This window comes from Peristeroidobacter soli (assembly GCF_004138485.1).
GTDB classification, from domain to species: domain Bacteria; phylum Pseudomonadota; class Gammaproteobacteria; order Steroidobacterales; family Steroidobacteraceae; genus Steroidobacter; species Steroidobacter soli.
Genome location: NZ_ML142848.1, coordinates 578625 through 602180 on the forward strand (window position 1 = coordinate 578625; position 23556 = coordinate 602180).

Genomic DNA, 23556 nt, shown 5'->3' on the forward strand with positions numbered 1-23556 from the left:
TTACAGCGAGAACCGCAGCCCCAGATAGTAGGAGCGGCCGACCGCGTCGAACACGCTAGTGTCCGTGCTGTTCTGTGAGCTGGACACGAACACCGAGTCCTCATCCGTCAGGTTGGTGATACCCATGCGGATCTGCCACCGGTCGTTGATTTCGTACGAGCCGACCAGGTCGTACAGGTTGTAGGCACCCACACCGATGCCAGGATTCGCGGGCGTGGTCACCGCCGTCACGTCGTCCATGGAAGCTTGATATCGCCAACGCACCGATACCGAAGCGCCGCCGATGCCGTAACCGACGCTGGTCAACGCTTTGTATTCGGGATACGACGCGCCGACCGTGTTCGTGCCGCCGTATTCCTGGAAAGGCGTGTTCGGCAATGTCTGGATGGAGAAGTTCTTGGAGTAACCCACGCCCGTAGAGAAGAACACGCGGCCCGCACCGAAGCCCAAGTCGTTCAAGTCGGCGCTCCACGCGAACTGCACGTCGATGCCGCTGGTCTCGAGACCGCCGAGATTCAGATACGGCGTACGGATCACTTGCAACAGACCGTTCGCATCGCGAGCCAACAGGGCGCAGAACGAATTGTTGGGATCGTAGCCGGGGTTGGAACCATCCAGGTTGTAGCACTTGCTGAGCGCCGTGAGGCCCGGAACGATGGAGATCACGTCCTTGATGCTGATGTCGTAGTAGTCGACCGACAGCGTGATGCCGCTCACCCATGGCGACTCGGAGTTCGGTTGCCAGGAGAAGCCGATGTTGTATGTATCGGCGGTCTCCGGATCCAGGTCGCGATTACCTCGAGTCAGGCCCGCGGTCGCGGTGGTGGGGAACGTGTAGTTGTCGATCACGGCCGTCGGGATTCCCTGCGCAAGACACAGCGCTCTCACACTTGCACCGCCCGCGCCGGTACGAGCGGAAGAGCGGATGTCGCAAGGGTCGCCGACAGATGCCGGCGGCGTGCCGAATGCGATCTGCGAACCGCTGTCGGCAGCGAACAACTCACCGATGTTCGGAGCACGCACGGCGCGCTGATAGCCACCGCGAATCAACAGGCCCGGCGACGGCGTCCATTTGATATCGCCCTCGTAGCTGTCGACGCTGCCGCTGGTCGAATAATCGGAACGACGGAACGCCGCGCCCACGTTCAAGCGATCGATCAACGGCAGGCCGCTCAGGATCGGCACGTCGATCTGCGCCGCGTACTCGGTCACGTCGTACTTGCCTTGCGACGGCAGCGAAGCAATGACAGCTTCGATGTTCTGCGACGCCAGCTGCGAGTCCGGGCTGTATCGATACGTGTTCTTGCGATGGGACGCCAGCAACGCCATCTTCACTTCGCCCGCCGGCAAGCTGAAGAGGTCGCCTTGCACGACCCCCTGGAAGTTCGTCTGTGTCAGCACTTCGGTGCTTTTCGCCGTCGTCGTCATGTAGGCGCGGCACTGAGCCGAAATGTTGCTGCTGTTCGCCCGGCCGAACGGATTGAAGCCGCCCGCGCACAGCGAGTTGCCGCCATCCGGCGCGTTCAGCAGGTTCTGCACCTGACTCTTGAGCACGGCGTTGTAGTTGGACTGCAAATGATTGGTGTCGTCGTACGAGCCATACAGATCCCACGTCCAGCTCTCGAACGGCAGCGAACCCTTCAAGCCAACCAGGTATTGCGAGGTGTCGTAGTGCTCATCCCACGACTTGGCCGGCAGGCCAACGTAGCGGCCGTTCCAAGTGAAGCGCGCGTTCGGATCCGGGCGAGATGCGAGCAGCGTGCGCAGATCCGCCGGAATGAACGGGTTCGTGACCGGAATGCTCGTCAGCGTGCCGAACTGCGTAAGACTGCCACCGCTGCTGGTGGTCACTTCGGAATCGACATGCATGAACTGACCGTACAACGTCAGGGTGTCGCTGAAGTCATAGTCGAACTTGGTATAGATGGAAGTGCGGTCCAGCGGATTCTGGATCACGCCCTGCGGGCCCACCGGCATGCGAACATTGCCGCCGATGATCCGGTATGCACCGTCCGTGGGACCTCGATAGTTTCTCGCGCCGGTCTGCGCGAACAGCGTGCCATCGTCGTTGAAGCCGAGATTGAGCGTATTGCCGACCGTTCCCGTCACGCCATAGCTTGTAAACAAACTGTTGACGGCAGCCTGCGTCGGCAGATTGGTCGCCGAAGGCACGAACGTGCCCTGACCGATGAAGGACGATGGCGTCACCAGATCGAAGAAGTCGCGTTTGTCGCCCATCAAACCCTCGCGCGTCGAGTAGCCGATGGATAGCAGCGCCTGACCGCGACTGTCCGCGAAGGACGTTCCGAAGGCGGCCGACGATGTGATCTGCTCATAGTCGCCGCGCTCCGAGTTGCCATACTGCACGTCGGTGCGAATGCCTTCGAAATGAGGCAGCGTGATGAAGTTGACCACGCCCGACATCGCGTCCGAACCGTACACCGCCGACGCGCCGCCGGTGATGGTCTGCACGCTCGACAGGATGGCATCGGGAATGAGATTGATATCGACGTTGCCCGAGATATCCGCGAGCGGCAGACGACGACCATCCAGCAGCACGAGGTTGCGGTTTGAGCCCAGGCCGCGCAGGTTCACAGTCGCGTGACCGCCCGTGCCTTGCCCGCCGTTACCAGCGGTACCTGCCGGCGAGAACTGCGGCAGCTGATTGAGCGCCGCTTCGAGAGTAACCGCACCGGTCTGTTTCAACGCCTCGGCATCGGCGATGACGATGGGACTCGGTGCGACGTGATTCGGATCGGAGATCAGCGAGCCGGTGACTACGACTTCTTCGAGTCCCGTCGCCGCCTGATCCTGGGCCATGGCTGTGGTCACAACCGTCGTTGCCGTCAAACCCGCCACGAAATGACGAACGACGGGCCATCTTGTCTGTTTCATTGTTCATCCCCCCAAACACAACGTTCTTGTCGATGTCGAAACTTTGCTCAGGTAATCGCGACCTCTCTCATTCCGCAGCAGCCAGCGCGGCCGGCCGGCGTGCCAGGGAATCGAAGTGCTGGGCCATGCGCTGCGCATCCGGCGCAATGCCCGTGAACAGGCGGAACGCACCGACGGCTTGATAGATGGCCATGCCACCGCCATCGAGCGTGCGACAGCCGCTGCTGCGCGCGGTCTTCAATAACTGCGTCTGCAGCGGGAAATAGATGATCTCGACGACCCACTGCGAGGCGCGCAGCAACTCGGCCGGCAACGGCAGTCCCGGATTCTTCGCCATGCCGGTCGTCGTGGCATGCACGAGTCCGTCGGCGGCGGCCATTGCAACTCGCAAGTCCGTGACAGCTGCAATCTGCCGAGCAGGAAACAATTCGCTCAGCGATGCGACCAGCGCCCGCATCTTCGCGGTGTCGATGTCGTAGATGTCCAAGCGTTGCGCGCCGAGCTTCAACATCGCATAGGCAACCGCGGCTCCCGCGCCACCCGCGCCAAGCTGCACGACGCGCTCGAGAGCGGCACCTTGCAAGCCGAGCTTGAAACTCTCCGCGAAGCCCCACCAATCGGTGTTGTGCCCGATCCGGCGTCCTTCGGAGAACACCACGGTATTCACGGCACCGAGCGCCCTCGCATCGTCGCTCAATGAATCCAGCATCGGCAGAATGATCTGTTTGCAAGGATGCGTGATGTTCAGTCCGGCAAGGCCACGCTCCTGCGCTGACGCCAGCAGTGACGGCAACGCCGCCACGCCGCCGTTGATGCGGTCGAGATCGAGCAACTCGTAGCGATAGTCCAGGCCCTGTGCCGCGCCCTCTTCCATGTGCAGTGCCGGTGTCAGCGACTGCTGAATCGCCGAGCCGATCAACCCGGCCAGCACGCGACGACTGGTTTCGGTGGAAACGGCGGAGCTCACTTGCGTTGGCCTCCGAGCACCGCATCGATGAACTCAAAGGTTTTGGCCAGCGCTTGCAGACTCGCCTGACGGGTCGCCTCGGGCGAGCCGCCGATGAAACTGTGATCGACCGCCGGAATCACCACCAGCTCCGACGCAACTCCTTTCGCACGCAGCGCCGCGTCGAAGGAACGTGACTGGCCGACGGCCACGACTTTGTCCATCTCGCCATGGATCAGCAGCGTCGGCGGATCCTTGGCATCGATGTGTGAGATCGGGCTGGCAAGCGCGACCTTGTCCGCGCACTGCGCCGGCGCACAGCCCAAATACTTACCGGCTGCTGATACCGCATCGTCGACGCCGGGTGGTGGCGGCGGGATGGCGTTGAAATCGAACACGCCGTACCAGGCGACCAAACCCTGCACGCAATCGGATTGGCTCGCGACGCTCTTGTCGCCCGTCTCCGGCTCCAACGCTTCGACACCGCAAGTCGTCGCGGCGAGCGCTGCCAACTGGCCGCCGGCCGAGCCGCCCCAAACCACCGTTTTCTGCGGATCGACGGAATATTTCGCCGCGTTGGCCCGCAGCCACTTGATCGCGTTCTTCACGTCCTGAATCGCCGCCGGAAATTTCGCTTCGCTGCTGAGGCGATACTCCACCGACACGACCACGTAACCCTTGCGAGCCAGCGACGCGAGAACGGCCGGCCAGTTCGCGAACGCGCCGGAATGGCGAGTGTGACCACTGATCCAGCCGCCACCATGGATATAAACAACCAGCGGACGCGGGCCCTTGGGCGCGACCTGTCGATAAATATCCAGTCGCAACGGCCGGAAGCCCGGCTGCGTGCTGTAAATCACATCGGGATGACTTTCGACGTCCGATCCGAATGAAACCTTGGCTCTCGGATAGCGATCTTCGAGCACGGGCGCCGCGGCCGTTTCCGCAGTCACATCGGCCCGGGCCGCCGGTGCCGCGAAATGCAGCGCCACGGTCACCGCCCCCAACCAAGCCCCGAATTCGACCTTGCCCCTGGAAGTCACTGTGCTCTCGCCGCCATTGGCTATGTTCTGTACTAGTTCGTACATACTGCCTCGACCACGAGCCGGCGGTCAAGCGTCGAGGCTAATTCTGAGAATCGGCGCGATAGCGCGACTGCGCGGCGATGCGAATGGCGGCGTTGCTCGCGCCGTAGGATTGGTAATCGCGTCGCTGCACGATCTCGAAGAAAAAACGTTTGGCGAACGCTCGCGTGAACAGCTGGAAATACTCGCCCCGCCCGTCGCGCTCGTACAGGATGTCGTTGGCGGCGAGCCGTTCGATGAGCGCGCCATCCAGGTCGTAACGTGCCTGCAGATCTTCGTAATAGTTGGCCGGGATCGGCAGCGTCTGCGCGCCGTATTCCTTCAGCAACAGCGCGGTTTTGAAGATATCGTTCGTCTGTAACGCCAGGTGCTGAACGCCCGCCCCCATGAATCCATGCAGGAAACGCGACGACAATGTCTGGGGCGTCGAGGAGCTGTTCAGCACGATACGGAAGGTTCGATCCGACGACTCCACCGCCTGGCTGTAAACCAGGCCGAACGGATCGTCTATCTCGACCTGCGCGGTCTTCGATACGGCGAACAAAGAGAGGTAGTACAGCAGCCACGACAGCATGGCCTCGTACTCCATCGTCTGAGTCACGTAGTCGATGCGCGTCAAGTCGACACCACGCGCGCCGGCGGCAGGATCGCTCACCGCGAGGAAATCATTCTTCCAGACGTGCTGCTCTTCGCCGTCGCGAATGAAATAGAGCAGACTCTCACCGACACCCCGGGCCGCGGGAATCTGTAACTCGCCCGCGCCCACTGGTTGAGAAAAGCTGCTGATCTGCAGCGCCTGCGCGCGCTCCATCGCCGCCTGGACATTCTCGACCCGCACCCCCATCGCGCACACCGACGCCCCGTGCATGTCGGCATACGCGCGTGCGAAGCTGGCGGGTTCGTTGTTGATCAGCAGATTGATGCCATTCTGACTCCAGCGCGTGACTCGCTTGGAACGATGCCGCCCGGTGAGCGTGAAACCCAGGGTCTCGAACATTTGCCCGAGCGGCTCGACCTCGTTGTCGTTGGCGGCGAACTCGACGAATTCGATCCCGTGACACTGCACGCGCGGCGGTCGTCCCGATCCCTTCGCGAGCAATAGGCGTCGAGCGACCTGATCTTCGATATATCGCAACGACCGCATGCCATCCACCGCCGTCGTCGAAGCCGCGCTCGCCCGGTACCGATCGTTGAACACCTCGAGCGACCAGATGCCGTTGTAACCGCGAGCGCGCAACGCCGCGACATACGCTTCGAGATCCAGCTCGCCCTGTCCCGGCAAGTAACGAAAGTGACGACTCCACGAACGGAAATCCATCTGGATGACCGGCGCGTCGGCCAGATGCACCAGGAAGATCCTGGCCGGGTCGATGTCCGGCAGGCTGTCGATGGGAATGTTCCGGACCAGCGAATGGAAGCTGCCGAGCACCAGCCCGAGCGCCGGATGGCTCACTTCCTTGACGACCGCCCACGCTTCACGGTGATCGAAGATATAGCGCCCCCACGCGAGCGCTTCGTAACCAACGCGCATGCCGCGCGCATGCACGCGTTCCGCCAGCTCGTGGAAGTCGGCAACGATTCGCTGACGATCGCCGGACGTTGCCGTGGAGCCATTGCTACCGACGATCAGCAGATCGGTCCCGACCTGCTCCATCGCATCGAGCTTGCGTTCGATGAGACTGAAGCTGTGCGCCCGGGCGGCGCCCGACATGCCTTCGAAATCGTTGACCCGTTGGAACGCGGTACACGTCAGCCCCAGCTCACGGATCATCCGGCCGACGTCGCGCGCCGTACCGTCGTAGGTGAGCAGATCGTTCTCGACCAGCTCGACTCCGTCGAACCCCGCTTCGACGATGGCGCGCAGCTTGGCATCGAGTCGGCCGCTGATGGAGACGGAGGCGATGGACGTGAACATGGGCGGCGCTCCCTCGGCACGTGCGTCCGTACCGGTTCGTACAGTCTAAGCGCCGAAAGCGCCGTACACCATCCCCGGACGTACCCGGCGCACCGAGGCAGGTCAGCTCTTGCGCACTTCCAGCAGCCGCTCCACGGCTTCGATGATGATTTTCTTGTGCCGCTTGCGCAGCTTCGGATCGGACAGATCGCGATCGAAGATGGCGCCGAACGTGTGCCGGTTCGAGACGCGGAAGAAACAGAACGCGCTGATCAGCAAGTGCACGTCGACCGGATCCAGATCGGCGCGGAATACGCCCTCCTTCCGGCCCCGCTCGAGAATGCTGGTCAAGGTGCGAATCACGCTCTGATTCAGTTCCTTGATGGAGCTGAGATTGGTCAGATGCCTGGCCTGATGAATGTTTTCCACGCTCACCAGGCTGATGAACATCGGATGGGTTTCATCGTAATCGAAAGTCAGCTCGATCAGCTTGCGCATGGCCGCGCGCGGTTCCATGTCGAGCAGCTTGGCCTTTTCCTCGAGCGCCCGGATATCCATGTAGGCTTTTTCGAGCACCGCCTGATACAGGCCCTCCTTGCCCTTGAAGTAGTAATAAATCATCCGCTTCGAGGTACGCGTGCGCTCGGCGATCTGATCGACGCGCGCGCCGCTCAAACCGTTGATCGCGAACTCCTCGGTGGCTACCGCGAGAATGTCCTGCACCGAGGCTTCCGGATCGCGGGTCACGACGGCGAGTTGCTCGGCGGCGGCTTTTTTCTTGGTTGGCTTGCTCATGGCTGGACCTCGTTCATTGACACTCTGTACCAGCTGGTACATAGTGAAAAAATGGACCGGTTGGTACACCACCGGTCGAATAAGCATCGACGGGGGACGGGATGGAGAGCACGGCGACAGTGGCGGTGAAAGCGGACACGGGCGTCATGCGCAGCCGCGCGCGACTGACCGTGCTGGGGCTGATCACTGTCGGCACCATGATCAATTATCTGGATCGTGCCGTGCTGGGCGTCGCCGCCCCGTCGATGACCAGGGAACTGGGGCTGGATGCAGTGGTGATGGGCATCGTGTTCTCGGCTTTTTCCTGGACCTATGCCGCGGCTCAGATTCCCGGCGGCGCGTTCGTCGATCGGGTCGGTGCGCGGCTGTCGTATTTCTGGTCGGTCAGCATCTGGTCGGTGTTCACGCTGCTGCAGGGCCTGGCGTCGGGCCTCGTTTCCTTGCTCACATTCCGCCTCGGATTGGGCGTCGCCGAGGCGCCATGTTATCCCACCAACAGCCGCGTGCTAAGCACATGGTTTCCACAACACGAGCGCGCCCGCGCCACCGGAGTCTACTCGGTGGGCCAGTATTTTGGCTTGGCCTTCCTGAGCCCGCTGCTGTTCTGGATCGTGGCCGAGCTCGGCTGGCGGGCGCTGTTCTGGATCGCCGGCGTCGCGGGCCTGTTGTTCGCCGCCGCCTGGCTGAAAATCTATCGCGACCCGCAGGACCATCCCACCGTCAACCAGGCCGAGCTGGACTACATCGAGGCCGGCGACGGGCTGGGTTATCGGGGCGCGGCCACACCGTTCGCGTGGAGCAATATTCTCGGCTTGCTCAGGCACCGACAGGTGCTGGGCGCGTCCATCGGCCAGTTCGCCGGCAACTCCACGCTGGTGTTCTTTCTCACCTGGTTTCCGACCTACCTGGCCACCGAGCGAAACATGGGCTGGCTCAAGGTCGGCTTTTATGCGGTGATGCCGTTCATCGCCGCTTCGGTCGGCGTGCTGGTGGGCGGCTGGGTCTCGGACATGATCATCCGACGCACCGGCTCGGCGACCCTGGGCCGCAAGCTGCCCATCCTCACCGGCCTGCTGCTCGCCTCCACCATCGTGATCGCGAACTTCGTCGACAGCGACCAGGTCGTGATCGCCGTCATGTCAGTGGCGTTCTTCGGCCAGGGCATGGTCAACCTGGGCTGGACACTGATCACCGACGTGGCCCCGAAGCGGCTGATCGGCCTGACCGGCGGCGTCTTCAACCTGTTCGCCAACCTCGCCGGCATCGTCACGCCTATCGTCATCGGCGTGATCGTGGGCGCCACCGGCTCGTTCTTCTTCGCTCTCGCCTACATCGCGGTCGTCGCCATCATCGGTGCGCTCTCGTACATCTTCATCGTCGGTGAGGTGAAGCCCGTCGAGATGGCTGATTGAAACTTCGGATCGGGCATCCTGCCACGCCGCGCGTGCGAACCGGCAAAAGGCGTGACTTTTGCCTCTCGCTCGCCGCCCTTGGCGGCGCGGGTACATCCTGTACCCGACTCAATCGCGAGGCGTCCGTGGCGCGCCCGCTCCGACGGCTCCAGGCATGTTCACGGTCGAGAAGAAATCCATCCGTTTCACGTCGAAGCGGCGCGCGCGGATTTCGTCACCGAACTCAGTGAACTCTTGCGTGCGCACCGTGAACTTCGGCGGCTTCACATCGCCGGTCGTTGGATCGCCCGTGCTCGCGAATGCCACCAGCGCATCCGACATCTTGTTGGCGAGGGCGCGATCGTAGTCCGTCCAGGCACGCGTCCGGCGGATGCGGTTGTAAACATCCTGCGTCAGCAAGAAGAACGGCACTTCACTGGTGTGATACGCACCGGCGGTCGCCGGATTGAGATCCGCGATGACCACGCCCGGCTCGTAGGAATGCGGATGGCTGTACATGTACACGTAAGTCGCCGCCTTCCCTTTCGCGACCTGTCCGAGTGCCCAGCTGCGCATCGATGTGGCCATGCCGCCATCGCGTACGGCGGTGGCGCCTGCGCTCGGCACCTCCGCATCGGAACGCACCGGATACAGCTTCAAGAACTGATCGGTCTTGTCGCCGAAGTATTTCTTCGCCGCCGTGTTGAACTCATCGATGGAACGCGCCGTACGCAGGTCATTGCCACTCTCGTCGCGCGTAAAGCCTATGAGCAGCGGTACATCGTTCTGCTCGCCGCTGGCGAAGATCTCGCGCGGCGTACGTGGCATGAAGTGGGCGTCGATGTTTGGGCGGAACCGCACAGTGCCGGCCGTTCCACCCAATTGAAACTCCGCCTGCGCGGCTAGAATGCGATCGGCGGGCACGTTACGCAGATCGGTCAGCGAGCCGACCTTGAGCGCTCGCTGCAGCTCGAGCCCGGACTGCTCCGCCTCGTTTTGTGAGATGGGATCCGAGCCGGCCCGCAAACCTCCGCCACTCATGCCCACGATGCGCTGGAACAACCCCTTCGCGAGCGGACTGGCCTGCAAGCTGAACGCCGAGCTGGCGCCGGCCGACTGCCCCATCACCGTCACCCGCTTCGGATCGCCACCGAAGCGTTCGATATTTCGCTGAATCCACTGCAAGGCCGCGACCTGATCGAGGTGACCATAATTACCCGAGGCATGATGCGGCGAAGTGGCGGTCAGCTCTGGATGCGCCATGAAACCGAACGCACCGACGCGATACCCAGCGGTGATATAGATCACACCCTTCTTGGCCAGATTCTCACCGCCGTAGTTGGGCATGCTGGCCGAACCGATCGACAGCCCGCCGCCGTACAACCACAGAATGACGGGCGCCTTCACACCTTGTGGCAGCGAAGCAGGTGCCCAGATGTTCAGATACAAACAGTCTTCGCTGGTCGCCTCCTCGCCGAAGTAGTGATTGATGTTGTGGGGGCGGAGGATCTGGATGCACTCAGGTGCGAAACGGTCTGCGTTGTAGACGCCCTTCCAGGACTCGCGCGGCTGTGGCTCGCGCCAGCGCAGATCACCGGTTGGCGGCGCCGCGAATGGCACTCCGAAGTAGGCGCGCACACCCGAAGCAAGCAGCTTGCCGCTGACGCTGCCAGTGTCGATCGCGACCGGGTCGTCGGGAATCGGACTCTCAACGATCTGAGCCTGGGTGCCGCTCATCCACAAAGCGGTCGTTGCCAGGAGCGCGCGAAACACGGCCGCGCGCAGGCTCGAAGAGTGCTGCATCTACATCCCCCGAAAATCAATCAGCCACGATGCCACGACCGCCAGGGTCATGGCGTGTTGTCGGTTGTTCGTCGCCGGCTCAGGTCGAAACGTGACTCACCTTCCGGCCCGGCGAGTAAATGTCCATGATGTTCCAGTGACCCGCCGTTGGCACCGGCGCATTCTCCATGATCACATCGAGCAGATACGGCTTGCCACAATTCACCGCATGCTCCAGCGCCGGCTTGAACTGATCCGCCGACTCGATGCGCACCGAGTCCACGCCATAAGCCTTGGCGACAGCCGCGAAGTCCGGCGAGTACGGCCGATCGTTGTGCCGGAACACCGTGCCGAACGTCGTACCGAAGTGCGCCTTCTCCAGACCCGCGATGGTGCCGAACGCCAGATTGTTCATCACGACCCAGACGACGGCCGCGTTCTGCTCGACGGCACTTGCGAGCACGGCTGGGTTCTGTCCGAACCCGCCATCACCGACGAGAGACACCACCACTCGGTCCGGCCGCGCGATCTTCGCACCCAACGCAGCCGGCGCGCCAAAGCCCATGGTGGCATAACCGCCGGGCGTGAGAATCGTGCCGGGCTCGAGAATCGGGAACTGCTGACCGACGCCATTCTTGTTCCAACCCACGTCCGTCGTGATGAACGCGTCTCGCGGCAACACCGCCCGCACGTCAGCGAGAATGCGCTCAGGCCGCATTGGAAACTGTGAGCTCGCCTCCGCCGCGGCGTTGTTGCTCTTGAACTGCTTGCGATAGGCGGCGATCTCCTGTCGAAGCGGCTCGTTGAGTCGCGGGTTCGGCAACAGCTCACGCGCGACGCGATTCAGCACGGTGAGCGCCTGTTTCAGATCGGCGATCACGCCAATCTCGACTGGATAGTTGCGCCCAAGCTCCGCCGGGTCGATATCGATGTGAATCAGCCTGGTCGGTGGCATGTTGAACGTGAACTCACCCTCCCACGAGCTGCAGTCGGCTTCGCAGAAGCGGGTGCCGAGTGCGAGCACATAGTCGGCGTTGCGACAGCTGTCGTTGATGTACTTCGTGCCCCAGAAGCCCGTCATGCCCAACGTCAGCGGATGATCGTCGGGCAGCGCGCCCTTACCCATCAATGAATGCGCGACCGGAATGCCCAGATGATCGGCGAGATCCCGCAGCTCTTTCGCCGCATCCGCCAGCAGAATGCCGCCACCGACATACATGACGGGTTGCCGGGCGCTCAGCAGCGTCTTCACGATAGTGCGAGCGGTAGCGTCATCGATCGATGGCTTTTGATACGCCGGCGCGTTCACACTCACCCGATCGAACAACGTCGAACGAGCTTCCGCGGAGAAGATGTCCATGGGCACGGAGATGAGCACCGGCCCCGGCCGCCCGCTCTCGGCGAGATGAAACGCCTTGTCGACAATCTCCGGCAGCAGATCCGGACGCTCCACACGCCACGCGCGTTTCACGAACGGACGATAGATCTCGAACTGCGACGCGTCGGCATGCATGTTCACCTCTTGATGAGGATGCTTGCCGTAGTAATGACTCGGCACGTCGCCCGCGATCACCACCATCGGAATCGAATCGAGCGCCGCGTTTGCCACACCGGTCGCCGCATTGGTGAGACCCGGGCCCAGATGACTCAGCACGACGCCGGTCTTCCGGCTCGCCCTCGCGTAACCATCGGCCGCATGAGCCGCGATCTGCTCATGGCGCGTATTCACGAAACAAATCGAGCTTTTCTCCAGTGCCGCGAGCACCGCGATGTTGGTGTGGCCGCACAGGCCAAAGATGTGCTCGACGCCGCGCGCTTCGAGATATTCGACCAGCAACTGGGCTACGGTGTGTGTCATACGGACCTCGACCTTCAATGGGCTCATCGATCCGGATCGAGCGAGCGTCGCTCCGGGCCGCTGTAGGTATATGGAATCTCTTTGGGCATGGGACCTTTGATGCGCTCGTTCCGCTGCGATTGTTCCCAGGCATGCGACAGGATTCCCACGGAGCGCGACAGGATGAACAAGCCGCGCCCCATGGGCGGGGGGAAACCCAATTCGGAAAAGATCACCGCGGTGATGCCATCGATGTTCATCGGGATGGCTCTACCGGTGCGTCGACGCAGCGCTGCTTCAACCTCGACACCGATGCGCGCATAGTTTCCCGAGACCGTGCCATCGCGCGCCGCCTCCTCCACCAACGCAAGCAACGGAGCGACGCGCGGGTCGACGGGATGAAAGCGATGACCGAAGCCGGGAATGATCTTGCCGTTCCGCGCGACAAAGCTGTCGAGCGCACGATCGGTCGACGCCGCGAGATCGTCACCGCTGGCAGCACGAACCTCTTCGTACAATTCCATGCACTGCTGGCCCGGGCCCCCATGGATGTCGCCGAGCACGTTCACGCCGGAGGCGACTGCGTTGTTGAGATCGACGCCGCAGGTGATCGCCATGCGCGCGATGGCAATCGACGGCGCGTGCGGGCCGTGATCGACCGACGCCACCAGTGCCGCCTCGAGCAACTTGCTCTGTCCCTTCGATGGCAGCTCACCGCGGGTCATGAGCCAGATCATGTCGGGGAACGAGATGCGCCCGATCAGCTCCTGAATGGGATAGCCACGCACCTCGATCGTGCCCGGATGGATGTCGATGATCCGTGTGTCCCACCAGGCATGTGCCTTATCGACCAAGGTCCGCGAGTCGTCGCTCATATCGCACCGCTGGAACGAAAGCCCTGGATCTCTTCTGAGCCATAGCCGAGTTCGCGGAGCATTTCCTCGGTGTGCTGGCCCAGTGTCGGCGGCCGGAGATCGGCCGGAGCATCAGCATCGGAATAGCGATAGCCGCCTTGCACGACGCTCACGTCCTTGCCGATACCGGCGACGTTCGGAACCTTTCGAATCAACTGCCGATGCGCAATCTGCGGCAGATCCAATGCTTGCGGGACGCTCAACACGCGCCCCGCGGGCACGCCCGCTTTGTTGAGCTGATCTTCCCAATACACGGCTGGCTGCTGACGCAATTCCGTCTCGATCAGCAACGTCAGCACTTCACGATTCCGCTTGCGCGATTCGCGAGTCAGAAAGCGGGGATCGCCCACCAGATCCGGCCGCTCGATGAGCCTGGCCAGCGATGCAAACTGATCGTCCGTGTTCGCCGCGATGTTCAACAGCCCGGCGCCTGTTTTGAACGTGCCCGACGGCGCGGCGGTGAAGTTGTCGTTGCCGATGGCTTCGGGCTCGACGCCGGCGAGCAGATAGTTCGACACCACCCAGCCCATGGTCGCGATGGTCGAGTCGAGCATCGAGACATCGATGAATCTTCCTTCGCCAGTGCGCTCCCGCCCGACCAGCGCGCTGGAGATAGCGAAGGCCGCGGTCAATCCGCCAATGCTGTCGCTCACCGGATAGCCGACGCGGTAAGGCGCGTTGTGACGATCGCCGGTGATACTCATCACGCCCGACAGGCCCTGCACGATCTGGTCATACGCCGGCGCCTCGCGCATCGGCCCTTCCTGACCGAAGCCGCTGATCGCACAGTAAATGAGTCGCGGATTGATGCCGGCGAGCGCGTGGTAGCCCAACCCCAGCCGATCCATCACGCCAGGGCGAAAGTTCTCCACCAGCACATCGGCACTGCGCACCAGTCGACGGAATATTTCCTTGCCGCCCTCGAGCTTCAGATTCAACGTCAGGGATTTCTTGCCGCCGTTCTGCGCGATGAACGACGCCCCCATGAGCTGCTGATTGAGCTCCGGGTTCGCGCCCAGCTGTCGCGCGAGGTCGCCGGTTTCGGGGACCTCGACCTTGATGACCTGCGCGCCGGAGAGCGTCAGCTGATAGGAACAGAACGGCCCTGCCAGCACATTGGTGATATCGATGACTCGAATGCCGGACAGCACTGCCGTCATGAGGACTTCCTCGCTGGTGCATTGGCGATCCAGACGCACTTGGTGTCCAGATACTCGCGAATCGCATCGAGCCCGGACTCACGGCCGATGCCTGAGCGCTTCATGCCGCCAAATGGAGCGGTGAAACTCGTTGCGCGATAATTGTTCACCCACACGGTGCCGGCTTTGAGCTTCGCGGTCATGGACATCGCTCGATGCAGATCCTTGGTCCACACCGCCGCGGCCAGGCCGAACGCCACATCGTTGCCGATCCGCACCGCATCTGCCTCGTCCTCGAACGGAATCACACACAGCACGGGACCGAACACTTCCTCGCGCGCGATCCGCATCCGCATGTCGACGTCGGTGAAGATGGTCGGTTCGATGAACTGCCCCGCGCCCAGGTCGGGACGCGCATTGCCGCCTGCCACACAGCGAGCCCCCTCCGCTTTGGCAATGTCGATGTACTTCAGGATCTTTTCGAATTGCGGGCGCGTGGCGATCGGACCGACCTGAGTCTCCGCCAGCGTCGGATCGCCCAGCTTCAAGCCCTTGGTGAATGCCACCAGACGTGCGACGAATTCATCGTGGATGGATCGCTGTAACAACAACCGCGAGCCGGCCTGACAACTCTGCCCGGACGCTGCGAAGATGCCGGCGAACACGCCGTTCAACGCCAGGTCGAAATCGGCATCGTCGAAGATGATGTTCGGCGATTTCCCGCCCAACTCCAGTGTGACTGTCTTCAAGCCCCGCGCCGCCAGCTCATAGACGCGGATGCCGGCCGCCTCGCCACCGGTAAAGCCGATGTGAGCAACGTCGGGATGCGACACCAGCGGCGCGCCAACTTCATCGCCGAAGCCCGTGACCACGTTCACGACACCATCCGGGAAGCCGGCGCGCCGGAACAGATCTGCGAATTCGACGATGGCGCAGGAGGTGAACTCGGAAGGCTTGATGACGGCCGTGCAGCCCGCCGCCAATGCCGGAGCCAACTTCCAACTCGTCAATGTCAGAGGCGAATTCCACGGGGTGATGATGCCAATCACACCCTTCGGTTCGTAGCGAATGTAGGTGAGCGCGCCGCCTTTGTCGTTCGGCACGACGTGGCCCTGCACTTTGTCGGCAAGGCCCGCGTAGTAATGAAAATATTCGCCGACGTAACGAACCTGCGAAGTGACCTCGGAGGCCAGTTTGCCGTTGTCGCGTTGCTCGATCTGCGCCAGGCGCGGCGCCTCTTCGATGATCAGATCGGCCACCTTGCGCAGTAACGCGGCCCGCTTCGACGCTGAGATTTCGGACCACGCTGGATTGGTGGATGCAGCTCTCGCCGCGCTTACCGCCGCAGCCACATCGTCGGCATTGCCCCGCGCGATCTCGGCCCAGGCTTCGCCGCTGTACGGATTTTCACTCGCGAGATAACTCCCGCCGCGCGGCGCCGTCTCCTTGCCGCCGATGTAGTGCCCATAGCGTTTCATTTATCTGGCCCGCAACCGTCCGCACTCATCGAGACGATGAGAATCCCCGCGGCGGCGCGGACGCTAGAGTAGCCCTTTGTGGACTAACTAGTCCATACGTGTGTACTATTTGGTTCATTGATGAGCCACGGGCCGCGCATGCATCCTGAATATTCCCTCGCCCACCTCACCGTGCTCGGCCTGGCGCCGCCCGGGATGATCGCCGCGGCAGCCAAGGCTGGTTATTCCTACGTGGGCTTGCGGCTCAACGCTGTCACGGCCGACGAGCCGCAGTACGCGTTACATCGGGATCGCGCGCTTCTGCTGGAAACGAAGAGACAGCTCGCGGCGACCGGTTTGCGAGTCCTGGATGTGGAGCTCATTCGCCTCACACCGGACTTCGATATCCACGAGCACGATGCCCTGCTGGATGTGAGCGCCGAGCTCGGTGCCCGGCATCTCATCGCTCAGGGCGCCGACTCGAACCTGGAACGCGTCATCGAGCATTTCGCTCAGCTCTGTGACGCCGCCGGGACGCGCAATCTCACCGCCGACATCGAGTTCGTGACATGGACCGAGACAGCGGACCTCGCCCGTGCCGCTGCAATCGTTCGAGGCGCCGCGCGAAACAATGCCGGGCTACTCATCGATACGTTGCATTTCTCGCGATCCCATGAAGATGTCGCCGAGCTGGCCAGGCTGCCACGCTCGTGGTTCCACTACGCCCAAGTCTGCGACGCACCGAGCGAACCGCCCCCGACCCTCGATGGTTTGATCTTCGCTGCCCGCAACGACCGAATGTTTCTCGGCACGGGCGGGCTGGACCTGCAAGGAATTCTGGGCGCGCTGCCAGCCGGCATTCCCTACTCGCTCGAGATTCCGACCGCCGCGCTGGCAAAGAGAGTTGGACTTGAGGAGTGCGCGCGGCTCGCATTGGAGAGCGCCAAGGATTTCTTTGCCGCCAGCTCGTCGCGCCCGCTCGATTCGACGCCGCCGTCCTCGCGTCGCCTGCACCCCTAGAAAACGCGGGCACCGAGGAGCATTCCCCCTCGGCGCCCGACTGAACATCAGAAGTTCAGCTGCAGACCCGCGTAGTAGTAGCGACCAAGAATGTCGTAAGTGCCCGGCTGCGTCTGACCGATCGTGCCACCGACGATCGGCGGCTCTTCGTCGGCAAGGTTGTTGACGCCGCCGCGAAGCAGAATGGCGTCGTTCAGCCGATACGCCAGCGTCAGATCAAACAAATCGTAGGCCGGCACGCCCGCCGCCGGGCTTGCCGGTCGCGTCACTGCCGTCACATCGTCCATCGAGGGCAGATGACGCCAACGCACGCCCGCCTCGAAGTTCGGCAGACGGTATGTCAGAGACATCAGCGTCTTCCAATCCGGCAGCGGAATGCCGCCGTTCTGGGTGCCATCGATGGTGCCTGCAAACTCCTGCCACCGCGAGCCTTGCAACAGCTGCACTTCGTACGAGTTGGTAAAGTTCGCCACCAGATTCACATCCAGGCTGCCCGGGCCGAGCGGAAACTGCCAATCGACCTGCGCATCGATACCACTGGTCCGCAGGCCGCCGAGGTTGAAGTACGGCGTGGCGATGATGTCCACACCACCTGTCGTAGCGTTGCGCTGAATGATCTGGCAGTAGACGTTGGCCGCGTCGTACGAAGGATTGCTGCCATCGAGGTTGTAGCACTTGCTCAGCGCCGTGCCACCACTCACCGGCCCGATCACATCGCTGATGTCGATGTCGTAGTAGTCGACTGAGATCGACACATCCGAGAACAGCGCAGAGTCGAACGATGGACGCCACACCGCGCCGAACGTGATCGTCTCCGCCTCTTCGGGCGTCAGATCCTTATTGCCGCTGTTGATGACGCCGATGGCCACCGTCGTGTACTGATAGGTGTCCGCGATCTGCGATGGCACGCCAGTGGCCACGCAAAGAGCTCGAACCGCCGCGCCACTCGCACCGGTGCGAGCCGATGAACGCACATCGCAAGGATCGCCCTGCCCCGGCGGTGAACCGATCTGTGCCTGTGCGCCGAGTCGGTTGTACAGCTCACCAATGTTCGGCGCCCGAATTGCATGTTCGAAGCCACCTCGGAACGAGAAGCCCTTGAACGGCTCCCACATGCCGTCGGCCTTGTAGGTTTCAACTCGCCCCGACACGTCGTAATCGGACACGCGGAAGCCCAGGTTCAGATCCAGCCGACGCGCGAACGCCTTGTCCTTGAGCAGCGGCACGAGCAACTCGAGGGCCGCCTCTTTCACATCGCTCGAGCCCTGCGCGGGATAGGTCTGCAAGGTACCGATGATGTCCAGGTTCTCCCGCGACGGGTCCGGGTCGAACTCGAACTTGTTCTCGCGCGTGTCCAGCGTGAACGCGAACTTCAAGTCGCCGGCGGGCATCGCAAACAGCGAGCCTTTGACGCTGGCTTCGAAGATGGTCTGCGTGAGCTGCGTGTAGTCGTGAGTCTCCGCTTCGAGATAGTCCCGGCACTGCTGCGAAACCGCCGTCGAATTTGCATAGCCGAACGGATTGAACCCGCCCGCACAGATCGACGCGCCACCGTCCGCCGCATACAGCAGCGTGCGCATACGGGAGTTCAGAATGGCCTTGTCCTGCGTCTCGACCAGATCGGTCGAGTCATACGAGCCGTAGATGTCCCACTGCCAGTCCTTGAACGGCAGATCGCCACGCACGCCGAAGATGTATTGGCCGACCGTGAAGTCGGACGGGAACGCGCGTGCTTCCAACCCCATGAAGCGCTGGTTGATTGTGAAGTCCGCGGTGGGATTCGGGCGCGACGCCAGAATCGTGCGCAGATCATTCGGAATGAATGGATTCGTCACGGGCACCGTGGGCACGACATACAGCGTCGGGGTCCAGCCCACCTGCCCTGTCGCCGTCGTGCGGTTGTAGAGGAACTGACCGTACACCTCGATGTTCTCGCTCACGTCATAGTCGAACTTGCCGAAGAACGACTTACGTTCCATCGGATTGACGATGTACTCCTGGTACGTGACCGGCTGGCGAACATTGTTGCCAGTGGTGCTGAAGTAACCCGTGGTCGGGCCCTGATAGTTGAACACGCCAATCTGACCGAACAGCGTGCCGTTGTCGTTCACGCCCAGACTGCGGGAATTCAGCACCGAGCCTGGCGCCACGCCGTATTGAGCAAACACCGTGTTGACCGCGGCCTGCGTCGGCAGATTCGTCGGCGACGGCACATAGGTGCCGTTGGCAACGAACGACGACAGGACGCCGAGCTGATAGAAGTCGCGATCCCTGCCGAACAGCACGTCGCGATCGGTGTAGCCCGCGGACAGCAGCACATTGCCGCGGCCCTCGCTGATTTCGAAACCCGCAGTGATGCCAACGTCCGTCGTATTCGCGTCGCCGCGATCGCTGATGCCCGAGCGAAGATCGATCTGCACGCCATCGACGCGTCGCTTGCTCTTGAAGTTGACGACGCCCGACATCGCGTCCGAACCGTACACCGCCGATGCGCCGCCGGTGATCGTCTCCACGCCTTCGAGAATGAACTGCGGAATCAAGTTGACGTCGACGATCGCATTGGCATTCGACAACGGCAGGCGCCGGCCGTCGAGCAATACCAGGTTGCGCTGTTCGCCGAGCCCTCGCAGATTCAACGATGCACGCCCCGCCAACGCGACCGCGCCGATCGTGCTCTGCGTCTGGCCCTGCACGAACTGCGGCAGCTGATTCAGCGCGTTCTCGATGTTGACCGTGCCGGTCTGGGTGATGGCGTCCTCGCCGAAAGTGACGATCGGACTGCTCGAGGAATAATCCGGCCGTGAGATACGCGAGCCGGTGACGACCAGCTCTTCGACTTCCTGCGTGCTGGCGGTGCTGGCCGGTGCGGCGGCCTGGCCGAACGCCACCCCATGGCTGAAGACGGCCAGGAAAGACGCGGCCTGTGCAATGGCCCCTGTTCTGGTACGCATCGATTGCCCCCTGTCTTGACGATGTTCTGTGGCGCTCGCGCGTTTCCATTGCCCTGAAACGAAACCGGTACGGGCAAGCCCATACCGGCCCAGGGGCGAGCGTATGATCTGAGTGTACGAACCAGTACGTTTGTGTCAAGCGCGTTGACATGTACCAAACGGTTAATTTACTTTCGCCGCGACCGATAGCTAACAAGCGACGATTTCAGGGGGCGTGCGAATGGAACATTTGCATGAAGCGCATGCGCGCGCCCGCGGGCCATGCGAACACGCGTCACGGAGACGACCATGAAGCTCAGACTCGCCTTGTCTCTCGCTGTCTTATCGCTCTCTCCTCTTGCCGCTGATGCCGGTGACGATCATCGTCACCGCCCGCGCGCGGCCGATCTCAAAGACTGTTGCACTGCTGGCGATGAAGATTTCCCGAAAGTCGGCGGCAATCTCGGCAATCAGAACTACAGCCGGCTGAAACAAATCGATCGGGCCAGGCTGCGCAAGCTCGGCGCGGTGTGGTTGAACAAGATCGAAGGCGGCCTGACCACCGGCAACAACCAGAGCACGCCGGTGGTCGTCGACGGTGTGATTTATCTGGAATCGGCGCTCGGCAACGTGATTGCCGTCGATGGGCGGACCGGCGTGACCCGGTGGAAGTATCTGCAGACCCGAGGAAATCTCACCCGTCGCGGTGTCGCTGTGGGCCAGGGATTGGTCTACACGCTATCCGGCGACAACTACGTGGTCGCGCTCGACAAAGACACCGGTGAAGTCGTATGGGAACGGCAGCACGAAGGCTGGGGCAATGTCGAGAAAGTCGCGGTCGTTTATTACGGCGGTCGTCTGTTCATCGGCACCAACGACGCCGACCGAAACGCCGCCTTGGCCCTGGATGCGACGAGCGGCGACAAGCTCTGGCATTTCTGGGGCGCACCCGGCCCCGGCGAGTTCGGCAACGACACCTGGGAAGGCGATACCTGGCAAGAAGCCGGCGCCGCGCCCTGGATTCATCCGGCCATCGATCCGGAATTGAAGACCGTCTACTTCACGTTCGGCAATATTCGCGCCGGGTCTTCGCAGAACGGCGCCACGCGCGGCGGCGACAACTTGTTCGGCAATTCCATCGTCGCGCTCGACCTGGATACCGGCGCCTACAAATGGCACTTCCAGTCCGTTCATCACGACATCTGGGACATGGACAACGTCATGGCCCCGGTGATCGTCGATGCCAGAATCCGCGGCCGCGAGCGCAAGCTCATCGTCTACGGCAGCAAATCCGGCATGTATTACGTTCTCGATCGCCGCGACGGCAGCGCGCCGCTCGGCATCGATGAGATTCCCGTGGCGCAGGAGCCGCGACAGAAAACATCGCCGACGCAACCGTTCCCGCGACAAGGCGCCTGGACTGAAACATGCGTCGTCGATCAACCGCTCGGTACTGCGATTCCAGGCAACCCCAATCGCGCGGTACCGAACTATGAGCGCGGCTGCATCTATCCGGCGCATTGGGATGTTCCGATCCTCTCAGTGCCGGGCCACGGCGGCGGCGCGGACTGGAATCATCACTCGTTCAGTCAAAGCACCGGCTTGATGTACACCGGCTTCGGCTACGTGGCCGCGGCCCACTCTCTCACCGAATCGAGCAATGGTTTGCGGCCGCCGGGCGAATATCAGACAGGTGGCATCGTCGCGGTCGACCCAAGCACCAATCGCATTCGCTGGAAGAAACGGATGCCGTACTCGCTGGCACACGGCAACGGCATTCTCACGACCGCATCGGATCTGCTTTTCATCGGCCAGCCCGACGGTAATCTGCTCGCGCTCGATGCGCGCAGTGGCGAAGAGTTGTGGCGCTTCCAGACTGGCGCTGCGATCAGCGCGAGCCCCATCAGCTATGAGATCAATGGCGAGCAGTACATCGCCATCTATGCCGGCGGCACCGGCATTCCCTACGGCAACTCGGCGCCGCGCGGTGACAATCTGTGGGCGTTCAGACTTGGCGGCAAACTCGCGCAAGCCGTCACGCCGCCCGCTCCTGTCGTTCGTCGGCCTGTGTCGGGTGGTCCGGTCGAAGGCAGCGTCGTCGCCAATACCGTCGTTCTCGCTCGCACTTACAACGCCGCGAGCAACACGGTTGGCGCGACGGAATCGACTGCGGTCAACGGCATGGCACCGACTCATCTTCGCGTCGCGCCGGGCTCGACAGTGACGTTCACCAATCCAGCCACGAACCTCAATACGCACTGCGCGACCCAGTTCTTCGAAGGCTTGTTCAACTTCCGCCTCGCGCCGGGCGAATCGGCGACGTACCGGTTCGATCAGCCCGGGGAATACTTCTTCAACGACTGTTTCAGCCCGCGACCGACCGGCAAGGTGGAAGTCATTCAGCCGACTCAATAACCAGCAGGGGGATAGAAAATGACGAACCAACCAGCTCTCGCGCGAGCCGCGTGGCTTGCCTGCGCGACACTAGGACTCTCATTGAGCGCGGCCGCCGGCGATCGCGGCTACGACGATGACGATCACTACGATCGCAACGATCGTGGTGACAAGAGCAGCAGCTACGATCCGGCGTACAACGTTTGCCGGGGCGTCGATCCTCGTTGCTATCACGACTGGGCGGCCGGCGAGCGCGAAGGCAATCGCGTGCTCATTTATTCGCGCACCGCCGGGCCGAGACACGCGAACCTCGGTCCTCGCCTCGCGGCCGGATTGAATCCTGCGCTGGGCTCGGGCAACGTGATGCAGAACGCGCTCAAGAGCTGGCTGGAGCAGGAGGGCATCGAGGTCGACTGGACTGAGGATGTGACGCGTCTCTCCAATCTGCATCGCTACAAGGCCGTGATTTTCGCCAGCACCACTCGCGATACGTTGCAGGCTCACGGGCGTGCTATCGATCCGACGCTGGCAATCAACACTTCGACCAGCGCGCATCTGGATGCGGCCAAGACCGCGCTTCGACAATACATTCGCGCTGGCGGCGGATTCGTCGGGATCCACAACGCGTTCGGAACGGAATACAACTGGCCCTGGTACGAAGGGCTGCTCGGCAATGCCAACTACTACGATCATGGCGCGAATCAGGACGGCATGGTGAAAATCGTCTCGCGCGGCGACTCCTCCACGACAGGGTTGCCGAAGAGCTGGCCGTTCCGGGATGAGTGGTACAACCTCGAGCCGTTTCCGACCCGGGTGAAATTTCTTGCCACCGTGGATGAGAACACGCTCGCCACCCGGCGCACGGTGCATCCAGGGCATGGCGACTTTCATCCGGTGACGTGGTGCCAGTATTACGACGGCGGTCGCTCGTGGGTCACGACGCTGGGTCACGACGGCGCGGCATTCACGGATGGCTCGGGATTCCCCGGCCAGCCGCAGTTCAAACAGATGGTGGTGAATGGCATCAAGTCGGCGATGGGACTGGTGCCGTTCTGCACGGGTGGGCGCTAGCGCACG

The 23556-nt window shown here is 62.4% G+C and carries 15 protein-coding genes; 4 read left to right on the forward strand and 11 right to left on the reverse strand.

Annotated features, from left to right (window positions below):
- From EKO19_RS02250 to EKO19_RS02270, 5 genes are all read right to left on the reverse strand, one after another.
- A complete protein-coding gene (locus tag EKO19_RS02250) occupies positions 1 to 2895 on the reverse strand; it encodes a TonB-dependent receptor domain-containing protein (protein ID WP_129774776.1) in 2895 nt (964 codons plus the stop codon).
- A gap of 67 nt (positions 2896 to 2962) precedes the next feature.
- Positions 2963 to 3862, reverse strand: coding sequence for a shikimate dehydrogenase (locus tag EKO19_RS02255; protein WP_129774777.1), 900 nt, complete (start codon positions 3860 to 3862; stop codon positions 2963 to 2965).
- Positions 3859 to 4929 (reverse strand): alpha/beta hydrolase, encoded by a 1071-nt coding sequence (locus tag EKO19_RS02260; RefSeq protein ID WP_129774778.1) that lies wholly within the window; start codon positions 4927 to 4929, stop codon positions 3859 to 3861. Before EKO19_RS02260 ends, EKO19_RS02255 begins: the two co-directional genes overlap by 4 nt.
- Before the next feature lie 37 nt (positions 4930 to 4966).
- Positions 4967 to 6841: a bifunctional sugar phosphate isomerase/epimerase/4-hydroxyphenylpyruvate dioxygenase family protein gene (locus EKO19_RS02265; protein WP_129774779.1), complete on the reverse strand. Its 1875-nt coding sequence runs from the start codon at positions 6839 to 6841 to the stop codon at positions 4967 to 4969.
- A 102-nt stretch (positions 6842 to 6943) separates the two neighbouring features.
- On the reverse strand, positions 6944 to 7615 hold the full coding sequence (locus EKO19_RS02270) for a TetR family transcriptional regulator (protein ID WP_129774780.1): 672 nt from the start codon (positions 7613 to 7615) through the stop codon (positions 6944 to 6946).
- Positions 7616 to 7716: 101 nt separating this feature from the next.
- Here EKO19_RS02270 and EKO19_RS02275 point away from each other — a divergent pair, with 101 nt between their 5' ends.
- Positions 7717 to 9027 (forward strand): MFS transporter, encoded by a 1311-nt coding sequence (locus tag EKO19_RS02275; protein WP_129774781.1) that lies wholly within the window; start codon positions 7717 to 7719, stop codon positions 9025 to 9027.
- A gap of 108 nt (positions 9028 to 9135) precedes the next feature.
- Here the strand turns inward: EKO19_RS02275 and EKO19_RS02280 are convergent, their stop codons facing one another.
- From EKO19_RS02280 to EKO19_RS02300, 5 genes are all read right to left on the reverse strand, one after another.
- Entirely contained in the window at positions 9136 to 10809 is a 1674-nt protein-coding gene (locus tag EKO19_RS02280; RefSeq protein ID WP_129774782.1) for a carboxylesterase/lipase family protein, read from the reverse strand.
- A 79-nt stretch (positions 10810 to 10888) separates the two neighbouring features.
- The gene (locus EKO19_RS02285) at positions 10889 to 12646 is read right to left on the reverse strand and encodes a thiamine pyrophosphate-binding protein (RefSeq protein WP_129774783.1); all 1758 of its coding nucleotides are present in this window, start codon (positions 12644 to 12646) and stop codon (positions 10889 to 10891) included.
- 23 nt (positions 12647 to 12669) lie between these two features.
- Positions 12670 to 13500, reverse strand: coding sequence for a citryl-CoA lyase (locus tag EKO19_RS02290; RefSeq protein ID WP_129774784.1), 831 nt, complete (start codon positions 13498 to 13500; stop codon positions 12670 to 12672).
- Positions 13497 to 14699 (reverse strand): CaiB/BaiF CoA transferase family protein, encoded by a 1203-nt coding sequence (locus EKO19_RS02295; protein ID WP_129774785.1) that lies wholly within the window; start codon positions 14697 to 14699, stop codon positions 13497 to 13499. Before EKO19_RS02295 ends, EKO19_RS02290 begins: the two co-directional genes overlap by 4 nt.
- Positions 14696 to 16156 carry an aldehyde dehydrogenase gene (locus EKO19_RS02300; protein ID WP_129774786.1) on the reverse strand — a complete coding sequence of 487 codons (1461 nt, stop codon included), beginning with the start codon at positions 16154 to 16156 and terminating at the stop codon, positions 14696 to 14698. The genes EKO19_RS02295 and EKO19_RS02300 overlap by 4 nt, the downstream gene beginning before the upstream one ends.
- A 120-nt stretch (positions 16157 to 16276) precedes the next feature.
- Between EKO19_RS02300 and EKO19_RS02305 the strand changes: the two genes are divergently transcribed.
- Entirely contained in the window at positions 16277 to 17155 is an 879-nt protein-coding gene (locus EKO19_RS02305; RefSeq protein WP_217705087.1) for a sugar phosphate isomerase/epimerase family protein, read from the forward strand.
- Between the two features lie 47 nt (positions 17156 to 17202).
- Here EKO19_RS02305 and EKO19_RS02310 read toward each other — a convergent pair whose 3' ends face one another.
- Entirely contained in the window at positions 17203 to 20106 is a 2904-nt protein-coding gene (locus EKO19_RS02310) for a TonB-dependent receptor domain-containing protein (RefSeq protein WP_129774787.1), read from the reverse strand.
- Positions 20107 to 20394: 288 nt separating this feature from the next.
- On the opposite strand from EKO19_RS02310, the gene EKO19_RS02315 reads away from it, so the two are divergent.
- Both EKO19_RS02315 and EKO19_RS02320 read left to right on the forward strand, forming a co-directional pair.
- A complete protein-coding gene (locus EKO19_RS02315; RefSeq protein ID WP_217705088.1) occupies positions 20395 to 22500 on the forward strand; it encodes an outer membrane protein assembly factor BamB family protein in 2106 nt (701 codons plus the stop codon).
- 18 nt (positions 22501 to 22518) lie between these two features.
- Positions 22519 to 23550 carry a ThuA domain-containing protein gene (locus EKO19_RS02320; RefSeq protein ID WP_129774789.1) on the forward strand — a complete coding sequence of 344 codons (1032 nt, stop codon included), beginning with the start codon at positions 22519 to 22521 and terminating at the stop codon, positions 23548 to 23550.
- The last annotated feature ends 6 nt before the right edge of the window (positions 23551 to 23556 follow it).